The sequence below is a fragment of the Streptomyces bugieae genome, assembly GCF_036352915.1.
GTDB classification, from domain to species: Bacteria; Actinomycetota; Actinomycetes; order Streptomycetales; family Streptomycetaceae; genus Streptomyces; species Streptomyces endophytica.
Genome location: NZ_JAZBJP010000017.1, coordinates 98,859 through 123,478, shown reverse-complemented (window position 1 = coordinate 123,478; position 24,620 = coordinate 98,859). Strand labels below are relative to the sequence as shown.

Genomic DNA, 24,620 nt, shown 5'->3' with positions numbered 1-24,620 from the left:
GCACTGCGGGTGATGATCAGCCGGAGACCGCACCAGATGTCGGCAGCGCGAGCGCCAGCACATGGCCGGCGACCTGGCGGGCTCCGCCTCCGCCGACGCCGCGGGCCAGGCCCGACCAGTCGGCGCCGGCCTGTGCCCGCTCCAGGGCCGCCAGCACCCCGGCCCCTACCGCGGTCTCCGCTCGGTCCGGGCTCTTGGCCGCGGCGGAGATACCGCCGTAGATCAGGCGCAGCACCGCGTCCTCGGAGGAGGTGCGGTCCCGCAGCACCGTCTCCTCGGAGAAGACGTCGTCCGGCCAGCGGACCCTGGTGTCGGCCCCGACGGCTCTGCTGTGGAAGCGGCCGTTGAAGATCTGGCTCAGGTTCTGGGGCGGCAGACACACCACCGGTGTGGACCGTGCGCCCGCCTCCAGGAGTGTGGTGAGACCGGGCGAGGCGAGCAGCACGTCCGCTTCCGACACATGGCGGAGGAATTCCGCGTGGGGCAGTGGCCCGTAGGTGACCTTCATGGACGCCCCGTCCATCGGATGCGATGCACGCACCGACTCCCAGGGAAATTCCCGCGGAAGATTGCCGGCCACATGGACCGCGCTGAATCCTGCCCTTTCCAGAGCGTTCAGCGTCGCGGGAAGGACGACGCGTGGATAGCTGGTCCAGTCCGTGAGCGTCGGAGACCGCAGTCCGCCGAAGCTGACCAGTGCCCGCTGAAAAGGGGCTGCGGTGGGCGACGAATTGCTGGTTTCCGCGCCCTGCGTTCCGGTGTTCTCCAGGACGACGGCTTCCACCCATTGCAGATTGCTGACGGCGGCGAGGAGGTCCCGGCTGTGCGGCTCCAGTTCGATGCAGCGCTGAGCGCAGTAGACGGAGGCATCGAGCGGAAGCGAGGGGAGATCGCTTCGAGTCCACAGGAACGGCAGGCTGTCCACGAACACCGTCGGGACGCCGACCGCTTCCAGCGACGAGGCCGCCGGACCCTCCAGGACCACGAGACCGGCGGCAACATTCTCGTGGCGCGCGACCTCCGCGACGGCCTCGCGGTCGTCGGTTGCCACGTCGTACCACTGGTCGACCCCGTGTGCGGCGAGCAAGGTACGGCTGAGCCGGGAAGCAAGCCCGATGAAACGCAGGGGCACGGGCGCGGATCGACGGAGCTCGGCCATCACCGCACACAGTTTTCCGGTGCTTCCCCACCCGAATTCGGCCCCGGCGACGGCGATCGTCAGTCCTGAATTCGATGGTCCGCCGGGAGAATTCTCCGCTGTGAATACATCGGTCATGGGTCTCCTCAGGTGGGGTCCGTCGCGGCGGAGATCCGGGACGGGACTGAAGATCTTGACGAGCACAACTCATCACGCGAACCTGGCAACTGCCTGGCAGGCACCTGATACCGGCCTGATGTGATGCAGGTCACACGGTGGGGCGGCTGTCGCGCTCTACTGGCTCCCGACCCCATCCACGGGGCCGAGCCAGTAGCCGAATCCCTTACGGGTGTGGATCAAGGGGGGAGCCTCCCGGTCGACCTTGCGCCGGAGGCGGGAGATGAGCGACTCGATGGTGTTGTCGGTGCGGGCCCGTTCCTCACCCCACACATGCCGACTGATCTGCTCCTTGGACAGGACCTGCCCCGGGTGGACCAAGAGGCAGCGCAGCAGCCGGTACTCCGAGGGTGACAGGCCGAGCTCTCGCGGTCCGCGCCACACCTGGCACGTTGCGTCGTTCAGGACGAGGTCGCCCATGATGAGGTCGGAATGGTGCGGCGCGTGTTCCGGCCGTCCGGCATCCCGGTCGTGCAGCAACACCCGTGTTCTCGCCACGATTTCCGGCACGCGCAGCGGTTTGAGGACGTAGTCGGCGGTGCCGAGACTGAGCCGTGGGCGCAGGCTGTCCAATGACGTGGGCTCGGTCAGGAACAGCACCGGGGCGCTGCCATCGGCCAGGCACCGATATCCCGCCAGGCCGTGCGCGTCGGGCATCAGGGTGTCGAGGATCACCAGGTCGAACGGCTGGGCGGCCAGCAGCGCCAGCGCCCCGGCTCTGGTGCTGGCCCGGATGGCCTGATACCCCGCCAGCTGCAGACTCTCCAACACCACTTCGCATGTTGCCGCCGGGGCGAGGACGATTAAGACCGCTTGCCGATCGCCACTGACCGGAGAGCACTTCTCATGGGAAGTCAGGTGCATGGAGTTCTGTTCCTTCTGCGTGGGCTCGTCATTGGGGGGTTCGTGAGCCGTGTGGCTCATCGGCCTGTTTCTCTCCATGGGTGATGCTGTTGTGGTTGACGCGCGGGTAGCGACGCCGGCGCAGGATGCGCGCGTCGCTGACCAGGGTCAGAACATCGGTAATTCCACGACGATCGCCGGTGCCGTGTGCAGGCGGTGCCCACGACGGCGACGGGGTGCTGGTCCGCGGGAGATGCGGGGGATGGGGGGTGGGGGATATGGGGGACGTGGTGCTGGGTGGGTCGGGAAACTGATTGCGTGGCGCGCTCCCGTACCTGTGCCCGGCCTCGGCCGTGGAGGAAGCCCGGGGCGTCGGTCTCGGTTCGGAGGTGCACCGCCGGCCGTTGAAGCGGGCGAGCCAAGGTGGTTGGGCTCGGTGAGCTCTCGACGAAGGTGAGCGTGGCCGCCTCGCCCGCCATGCCGGCATCAGGGCTCTGAGCGCCTCACCGAGCACATCTCAAGGGCTGGTCGAAGGTCGTCGGCTGATGAAACGGTGTCCAGGGCGGGTGGAGGGACGGAACCCGATCGGCGAAGCCCGATCAGACGAAGAAGGCGTGCATGCCGTCGACATCGGACAGATGGGTCGTCATGCGGGCGGGAGCGGATTGCGTCCCAGTCACCTTTGCTGAGCGCGGTGGGAAGGTCGCGCCCACACGCTGCCTGTCGCGGTGATCGGTCAGGTGCCCGGTCATGGGGTGCTCCTCAGCGTCGAGTTGCAGCTTGTTCGTAGGTTCGTGAACTGTTCGTCCAGCCGCCGGAACCGCTCGGCACCTTCCCGCAGCAGCTGACCGTGGAGGACGTCGTGGAGCCAACGTCCCGATGCATCACACCTGGCTGGTGGGCGCTGCCGATATTGCGGTCCGAGCTGGAGCCCTGGAGCATCAGGGCGGTTTCCCCGATGCGGCTGAACCGGCCGTCAGCTGCCAGGTCGGCGCATACGTACCACTCCGTGTGCACGCTCGCGCCGTCCTTCTTCGCGAGGTGGGCGGTGTGCAGGTTCGCGAGGCGGGCGGTGTGCCGGTCGGCGTACCTGCTGCCGTCGGCTGCCTCCTGCGGGGTGAGATCCCCGTTGAAGACCAGGTCGGTCAGGGCGGCCTCGATACCAGTGGGGGTCATGGTATTTCCTCTCCAACAGCACCCTGGATACGTGCAGCGAACACGTATCTCCTGGACTGTAGCACCAAATGCGTGCGCGGCGCACGCTATCCTGTGGGGGTGGACAACGAAGCAGGGCACGGGATCGCGGACGCGCTGGGCATCCTGTTGCGGCGCACCACCCGCACGAAGCTGCACAGGAAGTTGACCGAAGGCATGGGCCCGGCGTTGGACGAGCTGACCTATCCCGTCCTCAGCGGGCTCGCCCGAACCGGCCCCTGCAGTGCGGCCGACCTCGCGCCGGAGGTGGGACTCGACCGCTCCGGCGTCACGCGCCGGGCTTCCCGGCTGGAGGATGCCGGCCTCATCCGGCGCGAACCGGACCCCGCAGACCGGCGCGCGTATCTGCTCGTCCTCACCGAGCAGGGCCAGCTCACCGTCGCCGAGCTGCGGGCACGGCTGGCCAACCACATCATGGCGAGTCTGTCCTCGTGGCCACCGGGCGAGGTCGAGGCATTCGCCCGCTACCTGCGCCGTTTCACGTTCGACGGCCCGTTCGCCTGACAGCGGACGGAGCTGCCCCTCAGCGCGGCCGTCTCGCGCGTGAGCGATCCTTCTTTCCGGTCGGCCTGCGAGCGGTTTCGGTATAAGTGGTCGCGGTTGATCGGCTGTCGGTCGAAGCATGCGGAGTGGGAGGCCGTACTCGCGGCCTGCCGGCCCTTGATCTCCACGCGAGCCCCGGGCCTGATGAGGTCGTACACCTGCTTCCCGTCTGCGGGCGCGAGGGCGATGGAGCCGGCGGGGGCGTCGTGGCCGATGCTGGCGAGACCGGCGGCGGGGTCCAGCGCCCACATCAGCAGCCGCTGGTCGTGACGGTGGTCGGTGAAGGTGACCGCCCACTGCCTGATGTCCGCGTACTTGGTGATCGCGAGGGGGCGCAAGGTAAGCGTGGGGTACTTGGCGGTGACCGTGACCGTCGTCTCGCCGATCGGGCAGTCTTTCTGCGGCGCGCTGATGGGGAAGCTCCTGCCCTCGATGGTCAGTGTGTGGTCGTCCAGGTCGACCGTCACCTGCTGGACGGGCGCCGGGGGCGGGTGGGGCGCGGCCGTCGCGGCCGTCGAGGCGGAGGCCCGGGCCTCCGGTGTACTGGCGGCCACCCGAACGCCGGCACCCGCGTCCGTCGAGCAGCCCACGGCCGAAAGCCGAGCGGTACAGGCCGTGCCGGCGGCGCCGAGAGGGCCGGCGGTCCGACCGGCCGAACGGTCCAAGTGCATAAGTCTCCCCACGTGTGAGGTGCGGTTAGCCTCCTATACGCACGGGCTCGGCGCCGGGTTGCTTCGGATCGCAAATTCTTCGGTGGTGGGGCAGGAGAACCGGATGACCGGCGGATCCGCGCCCCCAATGGCGAGCGGCAGCGCCGCCAGGGGGGGCAGGCGGCCAGTCAGAAGAGGCCCGCTCGTTGGTGGTTGGCCAGCACGCGCATGGCGCCGACCACCGCAGCGAAGAGCGTTGGGTGGTTGTAGAGGCTGACGGAGGAGAACAGCAGTTCCGCCGCCCCCTGCACCACGCCGCGACCTCCCTCTGCGCCTTGCCGATCAGCGTCGGTACAGCAGCGGTGTGACGAGCACGGCGGCTGATCGGTGTGGGAGTGCTTCGTAGGCTGTTCGGGACCGCGTGCGGCGCCAGATCCACGGTGAGGAACTCCAGGCGCCCGCGACTCCGGGCCACCCGTTCGCGCGGCGTGATTGCCGGACGTGAGTGAGACGTTACCGGAACGTCAGTGGCCCCGGGAAAAGTGGTGTCCACACCGCGGGAACGGCCAAAAACTCCCGCACGAAACAGGGGGAACCCGATCATGCGTACTTCCCGGATTCGTACCGCCACCCTGGCCGGCGTCACCGCCGCGCTGGCGCTGGGCCTGACCGCCTGCGGCGGCGCCGACGGCAGCTCGAAGGCGGCGGACGGCGACAACGCCGCCGGTACCGCGCAGAGCCGGTCCGCGTCCAACGGGGGCGGCAACGAGGGCGCGCGCTCGAAGACCGCTCCGGGCGAGGTGGCGAGCAAGGGCACATCGACCGGAGCCCAGCAGTGCCGCGGCGACGAGATGCTGCTCACCGCGGTGCACCGGTTCGCCGGGCAGCAGGGTGACCACCTGCTGGTCACCGCGTCGAACAAGGGCACCAAGCCATGCTGGGTCACCTCGTACCCGGCCGTGAAGCTCGACGGCCGTGGCACCGCACTGCCGCACTCGAAGAAGGACAACCCCGGCGGCAACACGCACATCACGCTCCAGCCCGGCGGCAAGGCATACAGCGCGGTGAACCTCTTCGACTACGGCTCGAAGAACCACACGGCGCAGTCCTTCGCCATCGCGCTGCGAGGCGCGGACGGTCACGTCGGCCCCTTCTACTCCGTCGCCATCAAGGGCGAGAAGCCGCAGTTCAGCTGGAACGAGGCCGACGCGCTGAACTGGAGCACCAAGAAGCCGTACGACTTCTGACGGCCCGTCGGACAGTGACGCGTCAGTTCGGTCCGGCCCTGTCCCGCGTCCCGAACTCCGTCGGCACGGCTTCGATGTGCCAGCGATAGTGTCCGGCTGGATGTGGGAGGGGACGCCGAGCCTCCCGACGCTGAGTGGGAGCAGGCGGATCGGGCGGCGGGCGCGAGGCGGCGCAACGCCGTGGTGGACGCGCTCGACTCGGTGCTGAAGGGGGCCAGGGACGTCGCCGGTCTGTGACTGGTCGAAGCGTCCGTCATGGCCCGGCGCACGGCTCAGACACAGCTTTGTCCGCGGGGGCTGCTGGGCGGCTGAGGCGATTGGCGGAGTGCCGGAGCCGGTGGCAACGATCCTGCGTTGGATGCTGCTGGTGACTGCCGGCGCGCCGTCCGGTGACAACCATCGCATGGGCTCCTTGGGCCGCAGGGCTCGGGCAGGATTGGCATCGACTGCGTCGTGCACAACGCGTCGTGCGCTGCACGTGACTTGAGCCGGGCGATACCGATCTGGTGACCTGAGTCAGAGATTCGTCTCGCCCGCCTCACCGACCGGCTCGGCAAGGGCCTGGGCTCCGCACCCCGCGATGCCCTCCTCGTCGACGGCGTCTTGATGACGGCCTGGCCGTGCGCGGCTGAAGCGTCCGGCACATCGAGTCCAGTCCGCTGTCGGGTCGGTTCATCTGCCCGTCCAGACGATCCTCGGCTGGTTCGGTCCTGCCTGCTCCCGGCATTTCACCCCGGCTTGCGGCCCCCCGAAGCCCGGCTTGCTGCCGCCGAGGACTAGCGTCCTGCTGTGGACCCGAGTCGGCTCTTCCGCACGGAGCCGAAGGAGGACGATCTGCATGGACGGTCACGTGGTGACCCACATGTCGGGCGGTCAGCTCCCGGAGCTGACCACAGGACGCCTACTGTCCACGTGGCAGCTGGACGTCCCCGCGCTGCTGCTGGTCGTCGCCCTGGGCGCGCTCTACGGCTACGGCATTGTGCGGCTCCGGCAGCGCGGTGAGACCTGGCCGCCCGCCCGTGTGGCCGCCTTCGCGCTGCTCGGCCTCGGGGCACTGGTGGTGGCCACGATGTCTGCCCTCGCCGTCTACGACCACGTGCTGTTCTGGCCGGCCGCCGTGCAGAACGTCCTCCTCGATCTCGTCGCACCCCTGGGGCTGGCCCTCGGCGACCCGCTGCGGCTCGCGGTCGAGGCACTGCCGGAGGGCGCCGCCGGGCGGGTCCGCCGGGCCATGGCGAGCCGTCTGGTGCGGGTGCTGACGTTCCCCCTGGTCAGTACGGCCCTGGTGCTGGCCACTGAGCTGACGGTGTACTTCACGCCGTACTTCGAGACCGCTCTGCGCGTGGGCTGGCTGCACGAGCTGATGTATCTGCACCTGCTCGCGGCCGGCTCCCTGTTCGTCATCCCCGTGCTGACCCACGAGGAAGCGCTGCCCACCTGGTGCAAGCATCCGGTGCGGGCGGGGCTGGTGTTCCTGGACGGCATCGTCGACGCGGTCCCCGGCATCGTCGTCATGACGCACGGCACGCTGATCGCGGGCGCCTGGTATCTGCACCACGCGCCGACCTGGTCCCCGGACGTACAGCACGACCAGCAGATCGGCGGCGGCGCCATGCTCAGCATCGCCGAACTCGTCGCCCTTCCGTTCCTGCTCGCGCTCCTGTTCCAGTGGGCGCGCACGGAGCGGGTCCAGACCGTGGCCCTGGACCAGCACCTCGACGCGGAACTCGCCCTCGCCACAGCCAAGCCCACCGCCTCGGTTTCGGACCGTGGCCAGGCACCGTCTTCCGAACGGGTACGTCCCTGGTGGGAAACCGAAGAGAACGAGGTCGCTGCCAGGATCCGACGCCAGCACCGGGATACCTGACCTGCGCCGGCCTCCAGCGTTGCGGGAGCAGCCTCGTCGCCCCTATGGCCTTCCGCCGGCTTTGGCCTCTGCGAGACCCGGGCCGGGCGCTCTTGCGGACAGCGACCTGACCGACCTTCCCGATTTGGCCGACGCGATCTTCGACCTCCACAGCGGTTCGCAGCAGACAGCCGAGATCCGTCGCTGATTGCGAGCGGAGCCGTCCGTCTGCGTCGTCCAGGAGGCGAGAGCGGTCAGCCGCTCGCTGCAGGCCGCTCGGAGTACGTGCCGCAGTCGAACCCCGCGAGCGCGCTGTACAGCAGGGTGGGACGGGGCGGGGCGGGGGCGGCCGGGCAGCCGGATGTCACCGTGACGGAAACCGGCACTTGAATCGCGCCGTATAGCACTGGTCGAATACCGCGCGGCCGGGCTGCCAGTCGGCGATGTGCACGGTCACGTACAGACCCTCGGGCGCACCCCCATTTCCGGTCGGAGTTGCAGCCGCACCACCGAAGGCACCGTCGAGCGCCGAACAACCGCGTCCGAGGGGCCCGTTGAGCGTCTGCTCCCCGTCGCGTTATTCGACGAGCGCGGGGTCGGCCGCCGGGGCCGGGGCGGCGCGGTTGGTGGTGGTGCGGGCTCCCCGCACCACCACCGGCCGATTCGTCTCAGTGCGCCGCGGAGTCCCAGCTGGGGTCGTCGTGGGCTGTCAGGGTGATGGCCTCACCGCGACGGCCCACGACGATGAGGTCGGCGCAGCAGGGCGGCCGTGGCCAGGATCGGGGTGGTCGCGGCGGTGGCAGCGGCACCGAGTCTGGTTTCGGTGGCCAGGATCCAGCGGACTTTTTTCATGGCCAGGGTGAGGATCTCGCTGCCGCGCTGGCGCATACCTGCCTCGAACCGGCTGACGGCCACGGTGAGAGTGCTGGCACCGTCGGCGGCTTCGCTCAACCGCATGAGCAGGCTGGCGGCGTCGCGGATGGCCGCGCTGGCGCCCATTCCGGCGGTTGGTGGTGTCGCGTGGACGGCGTCGCCGAGTGCGGTGATCCGGCCTGCGGGCCACGGTGCGAGGTCGGATGCCCGGGTCGAGGCGGCGTTGAAGCGGAATGCGGCCACGCTGTGCGGGTCGGCGCGGGCAATGACCTCGAGCGCGTGCTCGGCCCAGCCCCGCGCACGGAACCGGTCCAGCAGCGCGGCCTGCAACTCGCCGTCACGCAGACCACGCAGGGCGTCGGTGGCGGCGGATTCGGGGAACATGCCGCCCCAGACGTAGGTGGGTCCGGTGGTGACGGACATCCGCAGCTCGGGCGCATCGAGCACGGCGTTGCCGACCGGGTCGAGATAGCCGACGTAGAGCGCCGCGCCCCGAGGGCCTATTGCCAGCCCCGATCGTGGTCCGAGCCGCTGCTGTTCACCAAGGCTCAGGTCTCCGAGGGAGGTGCGGCCGGAGAACCCGATGATGCCCGCCGGTCGGTTGGTCGGGCCTCCAGCCAGGTGCCGGGCGACGAGGGAGTGGGTACCGTCCGCGCCCACCACCAGATCAGCCGTGACGGGTGCGGCATCGGTGAACCGCACCTGGGGTGTGCCGTCTTCGCCGTGGCCGATGCCGGACACGGTCCGCCCCAGGTGCAGGTCATCGCCGACCGCCTCGGCCAGCAGCGTGCGCAGGGTGATGCGGTCGATGTCGACGCCGGCATCATTGCTGAGGTCCGGCCCGTGGCCGAGGAGCCGGCCTCGCCGGTCCCAGAACGCATCGCGGTCGCGCAGCCGCAGCGCCGAGGCCGATGCCAGCAGACGCTCCATGATCTCCGGCGCCACCAGCTCCCGCAGCGCCGACTGCGCCCGCTCGTCCAGGGTGATGTGGTAGCCGCTCGTCGCCGCGACCTCGGTGTCGCGGTCGAACGCCGCCACCTCGAAACCCCGACGACGCAACCCCGCCGCCAGGGATCGCTGGCATTCTTGCCACCTTCGATGCCGAACTCACTGACGTTCGCCCGCTCGAACTCGTCCAGGCCGGTCGACGCCTCGCGCACCGATGGGCCACCATGACAGAGACCGGCGACAGCAACAGCCCAACCCGCTCCTCATGAACGGTCCATCCAGGCCGAGTTCCTTGCCCGGCACGATCGCTTGTCCGGGCGTGGCGAAAACGAAGTGGCTGGTGTAGTCGGAGTCCTTGAGGCGCGCGAACGCGGCCAGGTGAAACCGGCGCGTGTCGTCGCCGGGGTCGGAATCGACATGGCCGATGAACTCCGCGATCGCCACGCGGTCGAGGTACTCGTTCGACTGGTGCTCGGTCGGCTGGGTCACCTGATGCCGTTGGGGCGAATGCCAGGCGACCGTGGCATACATACCGGACGACCAGCCTCGCGGGCCCACTGCGAGATGGCTCCCCGCGACCAATGCCAGACTCCGCTGGAACGGGGAATTTCCAGGCAGTGGCCACGGCTGGATGTGAGTGTCCGAACGGTGGCTGCGGCAGCTCCGAGAGGAACAGGGCAGTGTCGCCATCACCTTCAAGGAAAACCTCTTGTGCGTGCCGCCGTCCGATGTTGAGGTGGCATGGTGACCAACCACGATGAGGTGGCGGCTGTCCGACCGTTGACCCTGGCTTGGGTGAGCAGGCATCTGGAGGTCGGCGAACGGATCGTCAGGACCGAGGCGCTGCACGGCGGCATCACTGCCGAAATGCGGAGGCTGACCATCGGTGCGCGGGACGGAGGCACCCGTCACCTGGTGCTGCGGAGTTTCGTCGACCCGTTCTACGTGGGGCACGCCGAGGACCTGCTGAACAGGGAGACCGGCGCCCTGACCCTGCTCGCGGGGACCGGCGTGCCGGCTCCTGGACTGATCGCGGTTGATCCGACCGCCGCGCACTGCGAGTATCCATCGCTCCTGATGACACATCTGGCGGGCCGGACGGTCCTCGACGATGAGGGATTGGAGACACGCGTCCCTCTGCTGGCCCACCAACTCGTCGCGATCCACGCGTTGCGACCTGTCGAGCGGCCCCGGGAGTATGTGGCGTTGACGACCGCCGACACCGTCGTGACTCCAAAGGGCGCCGACGCGGCGGTATGGGCCGCGGCGATCGACGTGATCCGCAAGCCCGCGCCGCCCTATGAAGGACGGTTCCTGCACCGGGACTTCCAACCCGGCAACGTGCTGTTCGACGTGTCGCCCCCAGGGTCGGCAGATGCCCGGATCTCCGGCGTCGTCGACTGGGCACAGACCTCCTGGGGCCCGGCGGATCTCGACGTGGCGCACTGCTCCACCAATCTCGCGCTGCTGCACGGCCCGGCCTGGGGTCTGCGGTTCGCCGAGGCGTATGAGGAGGCCGGCGGGGTGCTGGCCGCGGACGCGAGCGCGCGGCTGTACTGGCTGGTGCGGAGCGGGCTGGCCTTCTCAGAAGAAGTGCAGCAGGTGGCGCAGCCATGGCGGGAGGCTGGGAGAACAGAGCTGACGACGCGGGCTGTGGAGGAGCGGCTGGATGCCTATGTCACCGCCCTGATGGACACGCTGGGCTGAGCCGAAGCAGCCCGAGGTGCGGGCCGGCGGTGTGCGCCAGGTCCGGCTGCGATCACGTCTTGGTTGGTCGATTGGCTCGTGAGTGGCAGTGATCACAGCCGATGTGTTCGCTTCCAGACCGAGCTCATCGAGACGGCGAGGGTAGCGATCACTCCGCTGATCTGGGTTTTTTGCGCTGGTTGGCATTGAAGCGCGCTTTCTTCTGACGATTCCCGCACGTGTTCATGTCACACCATTTGCGGGTGCGACTTTGGCTGGCGTCGAAGAAGGCGGCTTGGCAGGTGGGTGATGCACACAAGGCCAATTTTCCGTCTCGTTCGCCTGCGATGATGCTGATCGCGTCGGCGGCGATCACGCTGAGGGCATCTTCCACGCAGGAAGCCGAGCTGAGTCGCCATCGCCGCTCACCCTCGGGCGTCAGGATCGCTGCGGCCCGACCCTGAGCGCTGCAGTCATTGATGACTTGGACAGCAGACGCCGGGAGAGCCTCCTGGGTCGCGGCCGCTGTCGCGGCGGCGTGAATCGACTCCCTCAGTTCCCGGGCGAGGTCGAGCTGGGCAGTGGTGCAGGAGCCCACGGGGAGGCCGTTCACCGTCAGCCAGTCGACGAGTCGCTGCGGCGTGGGGATGCGCTCCACGGCGTCGCCATGACGCTCGGACAGAGTCCCCGTGAAGCTGGTCGCCAGCACAGTACCGAGGCGGAAGTCAGGGAATCCAGCACGCATGGAACCACCTTAGCCGGTTGCAGCGTGGCTCGGGGAACTGCTAGAACCGTCTTAGCCGGTTCGCGACAGGTCGTAGCCGGTTCCGCGATGGCCAGGAGGTCTCATGCCCCGTCCAACCAGCGACGTGCAAGTATGTGAAGCCCACGCAACCGACGCTGACCTCGACGATCTGCGCGCGCGACTGGCCGCGGCGCGACTACCGGAGGCTGAGACGGTCTATCGCGCCGCGCCCGGCCCTCGCCGATGGGAACAGGGCGTCCCTCTCGCCGACCTCGTCGATGTCGTGAACTACTGGCGCACCGGGTACGACTGGCGGTCGTTCGAAGAGCGTCTTAACCGGATCGGCCAGTTCCGCACGACCATTGATGATCTGGGAATCCATTTCCTGCACCGCCGATCCGCGCGCGCGGATGCCACCCCTCTGATCTTGACGCACGGCTGGCCAGACAGCATTGCTCGGTTCATCGATGTTGTGGACGAGCTGGCAGATCCGAAGGACGCAGGCGCCCCGGCGTTCCACGTAGTGGTCCCGTCGCTTCCAGGCTTTGGTTACAGCGACAGGCCGGCCACCACCGGATGGGGAACCGAAAAGATCGCGGCCGCATGGGTGGAACTGATGGGAAGGCTCGGCTACAGCAAGTTCGCAGCCCACGGCGGCGACTGGGGAGGCAATATCACCACGGTTCTCGGCGGCAGGTTCCCGGCGCACGTTCTCGGCATCCACACAACGTTCGCGGAGGGCCCGCCCGGGTTGACAATGGACGGGCTGACGGCGGTCGAGCGCAAGTGGGCCGAGGAGACCCGCTATTTCTGGCGCCACCGCGCGGCGTACGCGAAGCAGCAGGCGACCCGACCGCAGACCATCGGCTACTCGCTCGTCGACTCACCGGTCGGGCTTCTTGCCTGGATCCTCGACAAGTTCGCCGAGTGGTCCGACACCGAAGACAGCCCGTTCGAGACGATTTCCAGAGACCGCATTCTCGACGACGTCACCCTGTATTGGCTGACCCGGACCGGCGCATCGGCGGCCCGCATTTACTACGAAAGCCACAACTCGCTCGATCCCGAACTTCGGGTCGACGTCCCGTCAGCGATCACTATGTATCCCCGCGACGTCGAGAAGTGTCCGCGTGCCTGGGCGCAGGAGCGGTACCGGCAGATCGTCCGATGGAGGGAGCCCGAAAGCGGGGGACATTTCCCGTCGCTGGAGGTTCCCGAGTATTTCGTCAAGGATCTGCAAGAGGGCCTCGCGGCAGTGCTGGCCGCTCATCGGTGAACGCGGATGGGTGCCGGCACTCGATCACCGCCTGATCCGGCTCAAGGCGTTGCCCGACGGCTTCCGGACCGAGTTCATCGAGACCAAGCCCTCTGCGCCCTCGCGCAGACCCGCACCCTGACGGAACGCTGTGGCCGCAGCCGCGGTCAGCAAGGCCCCGAACACTGCCACGGTGTCGAAGGAGTAGTTCGCGGGGGGGGGAGGAGCAGGGCGGCCGGGGCCGGTCCGCGGCCGCGGGCGGCGACGGTGTGGCGCAGCGCGCCCACTACTTCACCGGCCGCCAACACGACGACGGTCCGCCCTCCTGGGGAGGGACGGACCGTTCGAGGTACCTGGATCAGCGGAGCAACAGGTACAGGTGGAACCGGCTGGTCGAAGTCCAGTCGCAGCGCCACCGTATGACGTTGGTGCTGCTGTCCTTCCACGACTGACCGCCGCGGTCGCACGCGGCCTTCTTGTTGTATGTCTCTCCGGTGTCGTACCAGGACGATGAGATTGTTGACGGGGCAGCTGTCGCCGTCGCCGGCACGGCTACAGCGGCGGTAGCACCCAGAACAGCCGCCGCGACGGCCAAGCGCATCCTCATAGGTGAACTCCACTTGTGATGACGGGCGTTGGACGGGTCACCAGTGCTCCGGATTTCCCGTCGGTCGGACAGTCCAACCTTGCTCCCCTGAGTCTCGGGATGTCAGCGCACAAGGCTGTCCGGGACTGTCCGGGACAGGTCCACGATGTGTCCGGGCTGATCAGCGGGCTGGTGCCGCGGTCTGGCCTCGGTCTCGCCACGGCAGTCGGGCTCGACGGACCGGTCGCCACGGCGGTGCCGGGCTGAGCGGAGTGCCCGCGACGGGTCCGGCCACTACGCGGCAGCTGCTGCTCCCCGTCGGTCTCTCCGGGCGTTGTGGTTCGCGGTCTCAGCTTGCGGTGAAGGCGAATTCCTGGCTGGAGGCTCCGGTGCAGTTGGCCTGCACGGCTTCGGCGCCGTCTGTGACCGGGGGCAGGAATCCCACGCACAGGCCGCTGTGCAGTGGCCGGAGTCGAAGGCCGCTGCCGGAGGCCTCCAGGCGGAACTTCTGGCTGCTGCTGTCCTCGCAGTCCCGGGGGGCGAGCAGTGCTCCGGGGGCGGTCGAGGCTCCGTCGACGGCCAGGCAGCCGATGCCCTTGCTCGGGTCGGGGTTGTGCCACTGGATGCGGTAGGTCTGCCCAGTCAGCTTTTCGAGGTAGACGCGGGGCAGCGGGGCGTCCGCGCACGAGTGCTGAACGGCGATTTCCCGATCGGTGCGACCGTTGCGTTCGCGTCCCTCGGTGAGACAGAGGGAGGGGGAGGATGCCGGGTGAATGCGGGTCCAGCCGGAAGCCGGCATCCGAGCGGAGGCCCGCGTGGGGCTGTGGCTGGGACGGGGAGCGGCCGTCTTGTCCTGTTCGTCCCGCGAGACAGTGGGGGAGACTGAGGGCCTGGTGTCGCTCGTTCGGTGCTCGGTGGGCGAAGAAGTCGGCTGCTTGGAACGTGTGCTGGGCGAGGCCTTACCGTGCGGGGTGCTCGTGGGTGCGCCGCCGGCACCGTCGTCCGAACCGTCGTTGGACGGCAACAGTGCCAGCGCCAGTATCCCCACGACGGTGCACGCGGCGATAGCGACCAGCGGTCCCTGACGACGCCAATTCGACTGAGCGCTTGCAGGATCGGTGGTGCCATCGGCCGGGTCGCCGGAGGTCGGTTCGTCGGCCGGGTCGGTGTCCGGGTTGTGCTCTTGGGCGGCTGCTCCCACGGGAACCGGCACCGTTTTGTGCGGCGCGGCGTCGTCTTCCTGGGCAGCGGTCTGCGCTGCGTCCTCGCCGGCGGACTCTGGTGCGGCGCTGCCGGAGATGGACAGGCGCCGTCGGGCGTCGAGCCATGCGGCCACCGTGTCGTCGTCGCCGCCGCACGCCCGAACGTAGGCAGCCAGGAGTTCGGCGCGGGGCAGCTCGTCGCGGCTCAGGGCGGCGGAGATGGTCGCGCGCGGCAGGACGTCGCCGGCGTCGGTGGCGTTGCGTTCCAGCTGCCGGTAACTCAGGTCCGCCCAGCGGCGTAACTGCCGCATCAGCTCCATGAACTGTGCAGGGCGCTCTGCCACTGCCGGGTCGGGCCCTTGTCCCATCACCACTCCCTTGTCTTGTGAGTACCAAGGGAGCCTAAAGGGAGTTGATCGGTAGATGAGCGCTCTTTCCAGCATCTGTCTGCCACCTTCGAACATCGGGGTTGGCTGCTGTCCGGGACCGGCCATCCGCACTGATTGCGGATCGTTCACTGGTTTATGTGGCGGTATGCGACCACGTGGGCGAGGTCCGGGAGAGGCGCGACGGTGACCACGGTGCCGGGCCGGGGGGCGTGGATGACCTGGCCGTCACCGATGTACAGCCCGACGTGCCCGCCGCCGTAGGACAGGACGAGGTCACCGGGCACCAGTCGGCTTCGGGTGGTGGCGGTCCCGGCGTGGATCTGCCCCCACGTGGTGCGGGGCAACGTCACCCCAGCCGCCTGCCAGGCCCGCATCACCAGGCCGGAGCAGTCGAAGCCGCGAGGCCCGGCACCGCCCCACACGTAGGGCTTGCCCAACTGCGCTCGGGCATAGGCCACGGCGCCCGCCGCGGACCTGGTCGGCCTGGCGGGCCTGGCGGTGGGCGTCGTGGCCGGCTGCCGGCCCGGCGCAGGCGCGGTCACCGACGGTGTGGTCGCCGCCGGCCGGGTGGAGGTGGAGGCGTCCGGCTTCACGGGAACGCGCAGCGACTGCCCGGCGTAGATCAGGGTCGACGATCCCAGATCGTTGAGCCGCTGCAACTGCTTCACGGTCGTGCCGTGCGTGCGCGCCAGCTCCCACAGCGTGGCACCGGGCAGCAGCACGATCTTTTTGACCTTGGCGGGCTTGGCCTTGGCCGAGTCCGGCTCGGCGGGCTTGGCCGGGTGCGCCTTGGCGGGCTTGGGCACTGCCGGTGCTTCCGGCCGCAGCGTGAGTGACGGTTCGCCGGCCGCGGAGGAGTCCGACGGGCCGTGCACGGCCAGCAGCACGCCCGCCAGCACCGAGAGCACGAACCCCACAGCCAGTCCTGCCACTGCGGCCATGCCGTTGCGGATCTTCTTCGCGCCCACGCCGGGGGTGCGCGGCCTGCGGTGCGACACCGGCACCGACCGGAGCCCCTTCCTCGCGGTCTGCTTCTTCGGCGCCTGCCGCCGAGGCAGGAGTGTGTGCTGTCCCATGACGACCTCCTCGAAAAGACCGCGTAGTTCGCGGCCCGGCAAGGAGGTTGATTCGTCTCAAAGGTGTCCCGCTAGATCTTCGCCCGTCCGGGACAGTCCCGGTCCGTCCAGTGCTGGCAGCCCCCTGACAACGGTGGGCCGCGTAGGCGCGGACGGTGCCGCTGACCTGCACAGACAATGCTGGACTGTCCCGTCCGCCATGACGTGTTGCCCCGCGCTGACCTGCCCGGCACGCTCTTGCCATCGACCGGCCCACACGGACCGCGCCAGACGTCGACGGCGCTTCCGGGTCCGCCGCATCCACTCTCGCCATCTGCCGGTGTCGACGACCGGGGCGAGCAGTCGTCCACACGGCCCACCCCTCAGCGTCCGCGCAGGGGTGGCTACCTCACCGACTCGTTCCTCGAAGGAGATCCGCATGTCTGCTGTCACACACCGCAAGACCCGACCGCTGATCATCGCTGTGCTCGCCAGCGGTCTGGTCGCGGGCGTTGTCGCCGGCACTTCGGTCACCGATGTGTTCACCGCCGACTCGGGCCAGGGCGGCACCTCGGGCCAGGTTGCCCTCGCCGGTAGCAAGGTGCAGCAGGGCGGCGACGTTTGCCAGCCCGTCGACCGCGTGACGCCCATCCTGATCCGCGAGGGCTGGGACAGCCGTCCCGAGAAGATCACCTGGCGTAACGGCGCCTCCACCGAGCAGAAGCACCAGTTCACCTTCACCCACACCTACTCTGCCCGCGGCATGCTCACCGGCGACCTGCCCTCCCTGCCCAGCATGCAGGGCAAGGCGAGGGCGAAGATCAACAAGAAGAACAAGCAGCAGGGCACCGCCATGTTGGGCTTCGAGCTGGAGCTGTCCGCCGACATCAGCAACGGCGAGACCATCGAGTACACCGTCCCCGCCAGCAGCATGTTCATCGCCAAGCGCGGTATCTGGAAGCAGACCTGGGCCATCAAGCGCTACCAGCGGTGGTCCAACTGCCAGGAACGCTGGTCCCACGCCGGCAACATGACCGGTGTCGGAAGCATGATCTACACCTCCTCCAAGAAGCTGTACCGCTGAACCTTCGGCCCAGGCGGCAGGCGCTTTCTGCGTTTCGGGGGAGCGGCTCGCCGGCACCGATCCCGGCTGCCTCGGATGTGCGAGGCAGCCGGGATCAATCAGCCCGCGGAGCCACAGACCACCTGCCCGGTAGGCACAACCAGCCTCTTCAGCTCGCCTTCGGTGCACTGACCGTACGGATGGGCAAGGAGCCACCGCAGCATTCGCCGGCGACGGGTGACTGTGCCGGCTTCGCACGGGCGACTCGCTCCGGCTGACTACACCCCACCGGGCTTGGAGGAGGCGCACCCGGGGTCCGTGGAGTCCGTGGTGCATTTCACGATGACGCTGTGGACATTGTCGACCCCCTCCACCGGCATGGTGACGGTCATGTGGTGCGTCCACGTCGACCCGGCATCGTTGCTGAATGTCCAGTCTCCGGTGGTCGTCTTGAGAGCCAAGGCTCGCGCCAGCCACGCTGTCTGGCCGGGCGGAACCTCCATCGCGTAACTGGTGCCCGATGCCTCAGTGGTGGTCTGAGTCTCGGTCCAGGTGTGTTGGTATCCAAGCTGGACGTCGGCTTTCAGTGGGCTCTTGGCCTCTGATCCCGGTCCGATCGTGACATTGACGCCGAGGGTGTCTGTTTGGCTGACCATGTTCGCGCTGGACTGCGACCAGTTCATGGAGCAGCTCAAGTTGCCGCCGGAAGGCCCGCTGGAGTTCGTGCAGACGGGGGAGGAGCCCTGCTGGTCACTCGATGTGGAAACGAGTTGGTAGGGCCCGAGGTGGGCGGGCTGGGAGTCGTCGGTGATGGTGTACGAACTCGCCGTGATGACGCCGGATCCGTTGTTGCGTTGGGTCAGCGCGTACTGCGTCGCCAGATCGTCGAGGGTCGGGCCGCTTGGACTGTCACCGGGGGCCGCAGTCACGGTCCACTGCTCAGTGGTGTCTCCCCCGCTGGCGCCCACTCCCTCGGTGCAGCCACGGGTATTCATCTGGAGGGCGGCACCGCCGGCGTAAGGGGAGGCGTACTGGTCCCAATACGACGAGACGCATTCGTCGTTGTCGACGCGCCGAATCAGGTAGGTATTGGCCACGTCGGTGACCGGTTCGGCGTAGAACAGCTGTTTCTGGTCTGTGTCATCGCAGGTGGCGGTCATGGTGAGGAAGCCATTTTCGTCGATTTCGACGCAGCCGCTCTTGCTGGGGATGTTGTTGGCGATTTGGAAGCTGCCGTCGTTCTTGGGGTTGGGCTTGAAGCTCCACTGATCGCTTATCGCCGTGCCATCAGGTCGCAGGACGACGTCATTGCTGTCCGATGAGCCGTCATTGAGCAGATCGACGGGGCCATTCGGGTTCGCGGCACGCGCCATCCCCGTGACCTCGTGCTGCACGCGGGCGATGGTCATGCACCCGGTGTGGGAACTCTTGTCACACGAGGGGTCGTCTGCATGAGCTGGCGTGGTAGCCAGCAGTGACAGCGGTATGGTGAGTGCGACCGCCAGGAGCGCAGGCATTCTTCGCGTCGCACTTTGTGGGACTTGTTCAGTGGGCATGAACCATTTCCCTTTCGTCCTTCTTCGTGATTCCGGCACGGTGACCACCTCACGCTGAGGTGACCGTGCAGCAGGCGGCTATGCAATTCGGTGAAATGCGGGCTGCTGCTTGTTGCACGATTCCCGGCGCCGTAACCGGAACCGCCGGCACCGCGACGGTCGTTGGCGGCCCCGGCCTCTGGGGCATCTCAGCGGTCATGGTTCTTGGTCCTCGCTCCGGTGAGCTGTGCTCTTCGGGCCGGTCAGGTGCCCCCGAGCAGCACCGGTCCACCCCGTGCGCCCGGACCACCGTGGCACCGTCAACGTAGGCGCGGGCAAGCGGAGGAACATCCTCCATCTGCCGGATAGAGTTCTCGATTTCGGGTGCCGGGCCGTGGTGACCTGTGAGCGGGAGCTCGTCGCGCAGCGGGGCCCGGGGCTCTGCGGAGCCGCACCGCGGCCTGCCAACCGGGCGTTCAATCCGCCCGCAAGCGGTCGCCCGCAAACGACCCCGCCATTCGTGACAGCCGCAAGGGACGTGCCGTACCTTCAGATGCATGGGGGAGCTCTCTGAGGAGTCCGGTGCGGGGCGGGTCCACAACCGCATCGAGGGCGATGTCAACGGTGTAGTAGGGCAGTTCGGGGATGTTCACGGAGACGTCCATATGCAGGGGGGCGTCAGTGACACCCAGTTGTCCCGCCTTGCGCAGGAGATCGCTCGCTCTTACGCCGCTACTGAGGCGACGAGGGCGGCCGAGGCAGCTGCAGCGGCCGAGCAGGCCGAGCGAGCGGCTGAACAGCGAAGAAGGGCTCAGCAGAAGCAGCAGCAGGAGGCTGAGTGGGAGAAGGAACAGGAGGCCGAGGAACAGAGACGGGAGCGCAAGAAGTCGGCGCTCAAGTCCGTTGGTTGCGTCTTGCTCGTCCCGGCCTTTCTTGCCATTTCTTTCAGTACGCAGGTGACTCTCTGGACGTTTCCGGTCCTGATTTTCGTGCTCGTTCTGGCCCTTGTGCTGGCCAGGTCCGGCACTGACCGGAAGTAATTCCTTCCGCGGGCGATCACGTCAACTCCCTTCGCGGTCCCTGTCGTGCAGCCGGTCCTACCCGCAGTGCAGGCTCCGACTTAACGCTCTGCTGGACACGGCTTGCGCCGAACTGGACTCCTACCTGCGGCGGCTCGTACTCCAGCGGTGGATCGTGATCCTGGCGACCGGACGACGTACCCCGGTGGCTGCTGGTAGACCGGTCCCCAGGCCGTCCGGTCATTCAGGTCCGAGCCGAATGCACGCCGCACCCCCGAGCGCTCTACTTGGCGAGCGGTGCCCACCAGCGTGCTCAGTCACACTCGCCGTAGTGGGCGCATGTGCGCGATGGTTGGCGAGCCTGCTTTACCGAGCACTCGACCTGCTGTGGTTGAGCGCTTGGGTCGGCTCGTTGGCGTTTGAGTTGGCCTGTTGCTGGCCCACGGGGCCCGATCGCACCGGCGACCGCTGGTTTCACGCGGGGGCGGTAGACGGCGGTGATCCTGTGCTCGCGGCTTCCACGACGATCTCTCCGGCCCGGGTGCGTGCGTACAACACCTCTCTGCCTGCACGGTGGGCGCTGACCAGGCCGGCGGTGCGCAGGGCCGTCAGGTGCTGGGAGACACCGCCGGGAGTCAGCCCGGTGCGGCGGGCGAGGTCGGTGGTCGAGGCGGGGGCGGTCAGCTCGGTCAGGAGGGTTGCGCGGGATCGCCCCAGCACCCCTGCCAGGGCGTCGGAGACGGTCGCGGGCCGCGCCTGCCAGAGCGTGCCGACGGCGCGCGGGGGGTAGCGCAGCGAGGGCAGCCACGGCTCGGTGAGGACGGAGAAGACGCGCGGCCAGACAAAGGCGGACGGCACCAGCAACAGCCCCCGGCCGGCCAGCTGACGCGCTCCGTGCGCGGTTCGGTGTGCCACGTGCAGGGTGCCTCCCGCCCAGGTGACCTGTGGGTCGAGGTCCGCGAACAGGTGCTGGGCGCCACCTTCGACCAAGCGGCCGGCGCGGTAGCGGATGTCGCCCTCCAGCAGGGTGAGGATCCGCGACCAGTACGGCGCCAGGGCCAGCTCCCAGTACGTCTCGATCGCGTCGGCCAACCGCCCGAGTTCGGCTGTGGGGTCCGCGCGCAGCGCCGCCATCCGCGCGGGCGGTACCTCGGCCGTCGTGTGCAGCAGCGCCGACGGGGTGGCCCGGACCGTGGCCAGCTCCATGTCCAGTGATGGCAGCGGGGTGGTGGGCGGCGGGCAGATGAACCCCGGGATGCGGCCGCTGTGGGCCGAGCCCGTCGGCACCGGAACGAGGTCGAACAACGGGCTGAGGTCGACTTCCGCCGCCGCCAGCTGCTGCCGTGCCCGGTCGGCCCAGGTGCGGTGCAGGCCGTGTGCGTCCACGCCCTTGAGCACCCGGATGCTGGCCACCACCTCCCACAGCGGGGAGATCGCGAAGCGGGTGCGGGCGACGTCCTCCAGGCCGAGTTCGATCTCGATCATTTAGCTCAGGATAAAACAATGGGGAAGTCGTCAACGGTCCTGCACGGTACGGCGCATGACCGAAGCACCCCGTTCCCCGTGGCGGCTGCGCGACTTCCGCATACTCTTCGCCGCGAGTGCCCTCAGCCACCTCGGCAGCAATGCCGGCTATGTGGCGATCCCACTGCTCGCCGTCACCACCCTCGGCTCGGGCCCCGGCGAGACCGGTGCGCTGGCCGCGCTGTCCACCGCCGCCTTCCTCCTCATCGGACTGCCCGCGGGCGCCTGGGTGGACCGTCTGCCCGGCCGCCGAGTGCTGGTGGCCGCGGACGCCCTCCGCGCCGTGCTGTTCGCTTCGATCCCCGTCGCATGGTGGCTGGGTGTGCTGTCACTGCCGCAGCTGTACGCGGTGGTGCTGCTGAACGGCTGCGCCACGGTGTTCTTCGACGTCGGCTCGCAGAGCGTCCTGCCCGAACTGGTCGGCCGCGAACGCCTGGCGCCGGCGAACACGGCGCTGGTGAGCCTGATGGCCGGCGCCGGCATCGCCGGCCGCGGTGCCGGTGGTGTCCTGGTCCAGCTCTTCACGGCGCCCCTGGCGATTCTCGGCGGAGCCCTCGCCTATGTGGCCTCCGCCACCGGCCTGACGGGCATCGGCCGATGCCACGCTCCCGCCGCGGCACCGCCCGACCGGAAGCGGCTGCGCGCCGAGATAGCGGAAGGGCTGCGCCACGTCCTCGGCAGCCGCGAGCTGCGCGCGCTGGCGCTCACCGCGACCCTCAGCAACCTCGGCGCACAGATGATCAACGCCATGCTGCCGGTGCTCTTCACCCACGAACTGCACCTGCCCGCCGGGGCACTCGGGGCGTACTGGGCGGCCGGCGGCCTGGGCACCCTGCTCGGCGCCGGCGTCGCCCGCCGCCTCGCCGCCCGCCTCGGCCACGGTCGCACCCTGGGGCTGGCCGGACTCTGGTTCTCACCCGCCGCACTCACCGTCGGGCTCGTCGACGACGGGCCGTGGCTTTGGGTGGCCGGCGCTGGGTGGCTCGTCACCACAGCCAAGACGGGCATCAACAACGTCCTCGGCGTCACCCTGCGCCAGCGCATGACCCCGGACCCGCTGCTCGGCCGCATGAACGCCACCTTCCGATTCCTGCTCACCGGCGCCCTGGCCATCGGCTCCGCCCTCGGTGGCCTCATCGGCCAGACGGCAGGCGTACACATGGCAATCTGGGCCGGCGCGATCTGCATGGCCTGCGCCTTCCTCCCGGTCTTCTGCTCCCCCGTCCGCACACTGCGCGAGCTTCCGGTAACCACCACGCCACCCTCCCGAGCCTCGGCGGCACCCGCGCCGTGACCAGGGCAGGTGCAGCACGGAGGCACGCTCGAGAGCCGGCCCCGGCGTGGCTTCCATGAGCGTGCCCAGCCGCCGCGGCGCAGCGGCGACCGGCTCCAGGATCCGGACTGGGAACCCACCGATGGGTGGTCGAGCGGACCATCGCGTGGCTTCACTTTGTTGGGACCCCCGTCAGCCTCGGGGCTGGTGGCGCCGGGGCGCACGGGCTGCTCTGACGAGAGCCACGGCGCTGCTACCAACGCCTGATGAGCCTCACCTCATGGGACACGGTCTGAGTCGGCGGGTGCCGTCAATCCTGGCGGTAGGCGTTGCCGTGCTCGTTGATGAGCACGTACTCGGGGTCGAGGGCGGCCGCAGCGCGGGCGCGTTCCAGCAGCCAGGTCAGGGGAGGGAGCGGGGCCAGGCCGAGGCGGTCGAGGAGTTCGGCGCGCATCCCCGGCAAGTCTTCCAGCTCGGCTGCCTCGATGTATTCCGCGTCGTCATCGTCGCGGAGAGCTCGGAGGGCCTGTTCGTCCATCGTTCGGCCCTCCCGTTCCCAGTGCAGGGCTTCGTCGGCGCACGGCAGGCCGATCAGCAGGAGCAGTGCGTCACGGAGGTTGGTTCCGATCAGCCCGGCGGAGCCTTCGGAGTCGGCGAAGAGGACCGGGCGGTCCTCGTCGTCGCCTTCACCGCAGAGGAAGTACGTGCCGCCGCCGTGGTCCTTGGCGATCGGGTCCAACGGGGCGCCGGAGGCCAGACGTACCGGTTCCACGTGGGTGAGAGGGCCGAAGGCCGCGACGAGAGTGTCGAATTCGAAGGGGAAATCGGCCAGTTGCGCGGCCTCGGGGTCCGCCTTGAGCCGGTCGAGCAGTGATTCGGAAGTCTGCACGAGTGGACCCTACAGGGGGCTCTGACGGGGCAGTTCGGAGGTAGCGCCTGTGCCGGTCATCGCCGCACGGCGGAAAGTGCCGCGTCGCCTGCTTCGCCCTCAACGACTTCGCCTAGCCTTCCTCCGCGGGTGTCGTGATTCCAAGGTCGACCCGCATGACGTGGCGCATTCTCCACAAGGCGTCCCAAAGCCTTCGCGTGTCCTCTTGGGCGGCTGCCACGCTCTCTTCCTGTCCGGCGACGCCTCTGTCGAGCCGTTTCAGTAAGCCGTACAGATCGCCGAAGCCGCGGTTCACCGTACTGGCCGCAGCCATCACCTCATCGGGCAGCATCATTTGGGCCTCGGCGTGGCGCAAGCGATGGTCCCGGCGGGCCCGGTCCAGGTCCAACCGTAATTCCTCGGTCACCTCTCCCGCTTGCAGGGCGTGGAGGAAGTTCGTCACCACGGTGATGTAGTCACGGGCGCCGGCGTTGAGGGCGGCGTAGCTTGTTCGTCGTGCCTCAAGCTGAGCCTGTCGAGTGGCGTACTCGCGTTCCTGGTCCTTGAGCTGCTTGGCATGCTCCAGATCACGTGCCCTGGCCCGGTCAGCACTGCGCTGCGTGAGTAGTGCTGACGCGAGCGTGCCTCCGATGCCCAGAACTGCGACCGCGACTTCGCTGATTGAGCTACCCATGCCGCCCCCCGGACCCGTTCGGCTTGCGGAGACTGTACTGGGGAGCTGGCGTTCGCCGGAGGGAGCGCAGGTGGATCGGGGCAGCGTCGACACTCATTCCTGAACACCGGCTGGATCGAGGGGAGCCCCGCCGGCCTTCGTTCCCACGGTTGAGTCGTGGGACCAGCAGGCCGGTGGACGCGGTGTCCCGGGTACGGATCAGGCCAGGCGGGCAGATGACAACTTCTCTTCACCTCGGTCTTGCCC

At 68.6% G+C, this 24,620-nt stretch carries 23 protein-coding genes; 8 read left to right on the top strand and 15 right to left on the bottom strand.

Translation table 11 applies throughout. The annotated features are described in order from the left end of the window. Positions 1-16: 16 nt before the first annotated feature. The 4 genes from V2J85_RS24325 to V2J85_RS24310 all read right to left on the bottom strand — a co-directional run bounded on the left by V2J85_RS24325 (position 17) and on the right by V2J85_RS24310 (position 3,334). Positions 17-1,276 carry a hydroxymethylcytosylglucuronate/cytosylglucuronate synthase gene (locus V2J85_RS24325; protein WP_330822712.1) on the bottom strand — a complete coding sequence of 420 codons (1,260 nt, stop codon included), beginning with the start codon at positions 1,274-1,276 and terminating at the stop codon, positions 17-19. Positions 1,277-1,432: 156 nt separating this feature from the next. After that, a complete protein-coding gene (locus V2J85_RS24320) occupies positions 1,433-2,179 on the bottom strand; it encodes a response regulator transcription factor (protein ID WP_330822732.1) in 747 nt (248 codons plus the stop codon). A gap of 578 nt (positions 2,180-2,757) precedes the next feature. Continuing rightward, positions 2,758-2,910 carry a hypothetical protein gene (locus V2J85_RS24315; protein ID WP_261953791.1) on the bottom strand — a complete coding sequence of 51 codons (153 nt, stop codon included), beginning with the start codon at positions 2,908-2,910 and terminating at the stop codon, positions 2,758-2,760. 10 nt (positions 2,911-2,920) lie between these two features. Continuing rightward, the gene (locus V2J85_RS24310) at positions 2,921-3,334 is read right to left on the bottom strand and encodes a hypothetical protein (protein WP_315975416.1); all 414 of its coding nucleotides are present in this window, start codon (positions 3,332-3,334) and stop codon (positions 2,921-2,923) included. Between the two features lie 99 nt (positions 3,335-3,433). Here V2J85_RS24310 and V2J85_RS24305 point away from each other — a divergent pair, with 99 nt between their 5' ends. After that, positions 3,434-3,877 (top strand): MarR family winged helix-turn-helix transcriptional regulator, encoded by a 444-nt coding sequence (locus V2J85_RS24305; RefSeq protein ID WP_261953792.1) that lies wholly within the window; start codon positions 3,434-3,436, stop codon positions 3,875-3,877. Here the strand turns inward: V2J85_RS24305 and V2J85_RS24300 are convergent. Both V2J85_RS24300 and V2J85_RS24295 read right to left on the bottom strand, forming a co-directional pair. Beyond that, positions 3,838-4,470 carry a L,D-transpeptidase gene (locus V2J85_RS24300; protein WP_261953793.1) on the bottom strand — a complete coding sequence of 211 codons (633 nt, stop codon included), beginning with the start codon at positions 4,468-4,470 and terminating at the stop codon, positions 3,838-3,840. The genes V2J85_RS24305 and V2J85_RS24300 overlap by 40 nt on opposite strands. Before the next feature lie 284 nt (positions 4,471-4,754). After that, on the bottom strand, positions 4,755-4,880 hold the full coding sequence (locus V2J85_RS24295; protein WP_261953794.1) for a hypothetical protein: 126 nt from the start codon (positions 4,878-4,880) through the stop codon (positions 4,755-4,757). A gap of 288 nt (positions 4,881-5,168) precedes the next feature. Here V2J85_RS24295 and V2J85_RS24290 point away from each other — a divergent pair, with 288 nt between their 5' ends. Continuing rightward, positions 5,169-5,813, top strand: a complete 645-nt coding sequence (locus V2J85_RS24290) for a DUF4232 domain-containing protein (protein ID WP_261953795.1) — start codon at positions 5,169-5,171, stop codon at positions 5,811-5,813. Between the two features lie 838 nt (positions 5,814-6,651). Beyond that, positions 6,652-7,680, top strand: a complete 1,029-nt coding sequence (locus V2J85_RS24285) for a cytochrome c oxidase assembly protein (RefSeq protein WP_261953796.1) — start codon at positions 6,652-6,654, stop codon at positions 7,678-7,680. 702 nt (positions 7,681-8,382) lie between these two features. Here V2J85_RS24285 and V2J85_RS24280 read toward each other — a convergent pair. Next, positions 8,383-9,570, bottom strand: a complete 1,188-nt coding sequence (locus V2J85_RS24280) for an FAD-dependent oxidoreductase (RefSeq protein ID WP_330822711.1) — start codon at positions 9,568-9,570, stop codon at positions 8,383-8,385. Positions 9,571-9,639: 69 nt separating this feature from the next. Beyond that, on the bottom strand, positions 9,640-10,011 hold the full coding sequence (locus V2J85_RS24275; RefSeq protein ID WP_330822710.1) for a hypothetical protein: 372 nt from the start codon (positions 10,009-10,011) through the stop codon (positions 9,640-9,642). 210 nt (positions 10,012-10,221) lie between these two features. Between V2J85_RS24275 and V2J85_RS24270 the strand changes: the two genes are divergently transcribed. After that, the gene (locus V2J85_RS24270; protein WP_261953799.1) at positions 10,222-11,187 is read left to right on the top strand and encodes a phosphotransferase family protein; all 966 of its coding nucleotides are present in this window, start codon (positions 10,222-10,224) and stop codon (positions 11,185-11,187) included. Positions 11,188-11,335: 148 nt separating this feature from the next. Here the strand turns inward: V2J85_RS24270 and V2J85_RS24265 are convergent, their stop codons facing one another. Then, complete coding sequence (locus V2J85_RS24265; protein ID WP_330822709.1) at positions 11,336-11,911, bottom strand: CGNR zinc finger domain-containing protein; 576 nt, start codon at positions 11,909-11,911, stop codon at positions 11,336-11,338. Between the two features lie 103 nt (positions 11,912-12,014). Here V2J85_RS24265 and V2J85_RS24260 point away from each other — a divergent pair, with 103 nt between their 5' ends. Beyond that, positions 12,015-13,187 carry an epoxide hydrolase family protein gene (locus tag V2J85_RS24260; RefSeq protein ID WP_261953801.1) on the top strand — a complete coding sequence of 391 codons (1,173 nt, stop codon included), beginning with the start codon at positions 12,015-12,017 and terminating at the stop codon, positions 13,185-13,187. A 914-nt stretch (positions 13,188-14,101) separates the two neighbouring features. On the opposite strand, the gene V2J85_RS24255 is transcribed toward V2J85_RS24260, so the two are convergent. Continuing rightward, entirely contained in the window at positions 14,102-15,274 is a 1,173-nt protein-coding gene (locus tag V2J85_RS24255; protein WP_330822708.1) for a hypothetical protein, read from the bottom strand. A 194-nt stretch (positions 15,275-15,468) separates the two neighbouring features. After that, complete coding sequence (locus V2J85_RS24250) at positions 15,469-16,419, bottom strand: C40 family peptidase (protein WP_330822707.1); 951 nt, start codon at positions 16,417-16,419, stop codon at positions 15,469-15,471. Between the two features lie 418 nt (positions 16,420-16,837). Between V2J85_RS24250 and V2J85_RS24245 the strand changes: the two genes are divergently transcribed. After that, positions 16,838-17,482 carry a hypothetical protein gene (locus tag V2J85_RS24245; RefSeq protein ID WP_261953805.1) on the top strand — a complete coding sequence of 215 codons (645 nt, stop codon included), beginning with the start codon at positions 16,838-16,840 and terminating at the stop codon, positions 17,480-17,482. Positions 17,483-17,739: 257 nt separating this feature from the next. Here V2J85_RS24245 and V2J85_RS24240 read toward each other — a convergent pair whose 3' ends face one another. Further along, on the bottom strand, positions 17,740-18,870 hold the full coding sequence (locus V2J85_RS24240; protein WP_330822706.1) for a hypothetical protein: 1,131 nt from the start codon (positions 18,868-18,870) through the stop codon (positions 17,740-17,742). Between the two features lie 683 nt (positions 18,871-19,553). Between V2J85_RS24240 and V2J85_RS24235 the strand changes: the two genes are divergently transcribed. Continuing rightward, entirely contained in the window at positions 19,554-20,036 is a 483-nt protein-coding gene (locus V2J85_RS24235) for a hypothetical protein (protein ID WP_261953807.1), read from the top strand. Between the two features lie 453 nt (positions 20,037-20,489). Here the strand turns inward: V2J85_RS24235 and V2J85_RS24230 are convergent, their stop codons facing one another. Further along, the gene (locus V2J85_RS24230) at positions 20,490-21,500 is read right to left on the bottom strand and encodes an ArsR/SmtB family transcription factor (protein WP_330822705.1); all 1,011 of its coding nucleotides are present in this window, start codon (positions 21,498-21,500) and stop codon (positions 20,490-20,492) included. 55 nt (positions 21,501-21,555) lie between these two features. Here V2J85_RS24230 and V2J85_RS24225 point away from each other — a divergent pair, with 55 nt between their 5' ends. Next, positions 21,556-22,833, top strand: coding sequence for an MFS transporter (locus tag V2J85_RS24225; RefSeq protein ID WP_330822704.1), 1,278 nt, complete (start codon positions 21,556-21,558; stop codon positions 22,831-22,833). Positions 22,834-23,122: 289 nt separating this feature from the next. Here the strand turns inward: V2J85_RS24225 and V2J85_RS24220 are convergent, their stop codons facing one another. Together V2J85_RS24220 and V2J85_RS24215 are read right to left on the bottom strand one after the other, a co-directional pair. Further along, positions 23,123-23,701, bottom strand: coding sequence for a hypothetical protein (locus tag V2J85_RS24220; protein ID WP_261953810.1), 579 nt, complete (start codon positions 23,699-23,701; stop codon positions 23,123-23,125). Positions 23,702-23,813: 112 nt separating this feature from the next. Further along, positions 23,814-24,374 (bottom strand): hypothetical protein, encoded by a 561-nt coding sequence (locus tag V2J85_RS24215; RefSeq protein WP_261953811.1) that lies wholly within the window; start codon positions 24,372-24,374, stop codon positions 23,814-23,816. Positions 24,375-24,620 lie beyond the last annotated feature (246 nt).

Coding starts and splice junctions, on each gene's coding strand:
- V2J85_RS24325 (WP_330822712.1), bottom strand. CDS start 1,276: ATGACCGATGTATTCACAGCGGAGAATTCTCCCGGCGGACCATCGAAT.
- V2J85_RS24320 (WP_330822732.1), bottom strand. CDS start 2,179: ATGCACCTGACTTCCCATGAGAAGTGCTCTCCGGTCAGTGGCGATCGG.
- V2J85_RS24315 (WP_261953791.1), bottom strand. CDS start 2,910: ATGACCGGGCACCTGACCGATCACCGCGACAGGCAGCGTGTGGGCGCG.
- V2J85_RS24310 (WP_315975416.1), bottom strand. CDS start 3,334: ATGACCCCCACTGGTATCGAGGCCGCCCTGACCGACCTGGTCTTCAAC.
- V2J85_RS24290 (WP_261953795.1), top strand. CDS start 5,169: ATGCGTACTTCCCGGATTCGTACCGCCACCCTGGCCGGCGTCACCGCC.
- V2J85_RS24285 (WP_261953796.1), top strand. CDS start 6,652: ATGGACGGTCACGTGGTGACCCACATGTCGGGCGGTCAGCTCCCGGAG.
- V2J85_RS24275 (WP_330822710.1), bottom strand. CDS start 10,011: ATGTATGCCACGGTCGCCTGGCATTCGCCCCAACGGCATCAGGTGACC.
- V2J85_RS24270 (WP_261953799.1), top strand. CDS start 10,222: ATGGTGACCAACCACGATGAGGTGGCGGCTGTCCGACCGTTGACCCTG.
- V2J85_RS24265 (WP_330822709.1), bottom strand. CDS start 11,911: ATGCGTGCTGGATTCCCTGACTTCCGCCTCGGTACTGTGCTGGCGACC.
- V2J85_RS24260 (WP_261953801.1), top strand. CDS start 12,015: ATGCCCCGTCCAACCAGCGACGTGCAAGTATGTGAAGCCCACGCAACC.
- V2J85_RS24255 (WP_330822708.1), bottom strand. CDS start 15,274: ATGGAGCTGATGCGGCAGTTACGCCGCTGGGCGGACCTGAGTTACCGG.
- V2J85_RS24250 (WP_330822707.1), bottom strand. CDS start 16,419: ATGGGACAGCACACACTCCTGCCTCGGCGGCAGGCGCCGAAGAAGCAG.
- V2J85_RS24245 (WP_261953805.1), top strand. CDS start 16,838: ATGTCTGCTGTCACACACCGCAAGACCCGACCGCTGATCATCGCTGTG.
- V2J85_RS24240 (WP_330822706.1), bottom strand. CDS start 18,870: ATGACCATCGCCCGCGTGCAGCACGAGGTCACGGGGATGGCGCGTGCC.
- V2J85_RS24235 (WP_261953807.1), top strand. CDS start 19,554: ATGGGGGAGCTCTCTGAGGAGTCCGGTGCGGGGCGGGTCCACAACCGC.
- V2J85_RS24230 (WP_330822705.1), bottom strand. CDS start 21,500: ATGATCGAGATCGAACTCGGCCTGGAGGACGTCGCCCGCACCCGCTTC.
- V2J85_RS24225 (WP_330822704.1), top strand. CDS start 21,556: ATGACCGAAGCACCCCGTTCCCCGTGGCGGCTGCGCGACTTCCGCATA.
- V2J85_RS24215 (WP_261953811.1), bottom strand. CDS start 24,374: ATGGGTAGCTCAATCAGCGAAGTCGCGGTCGCAGTTCTGGGCATCGGA.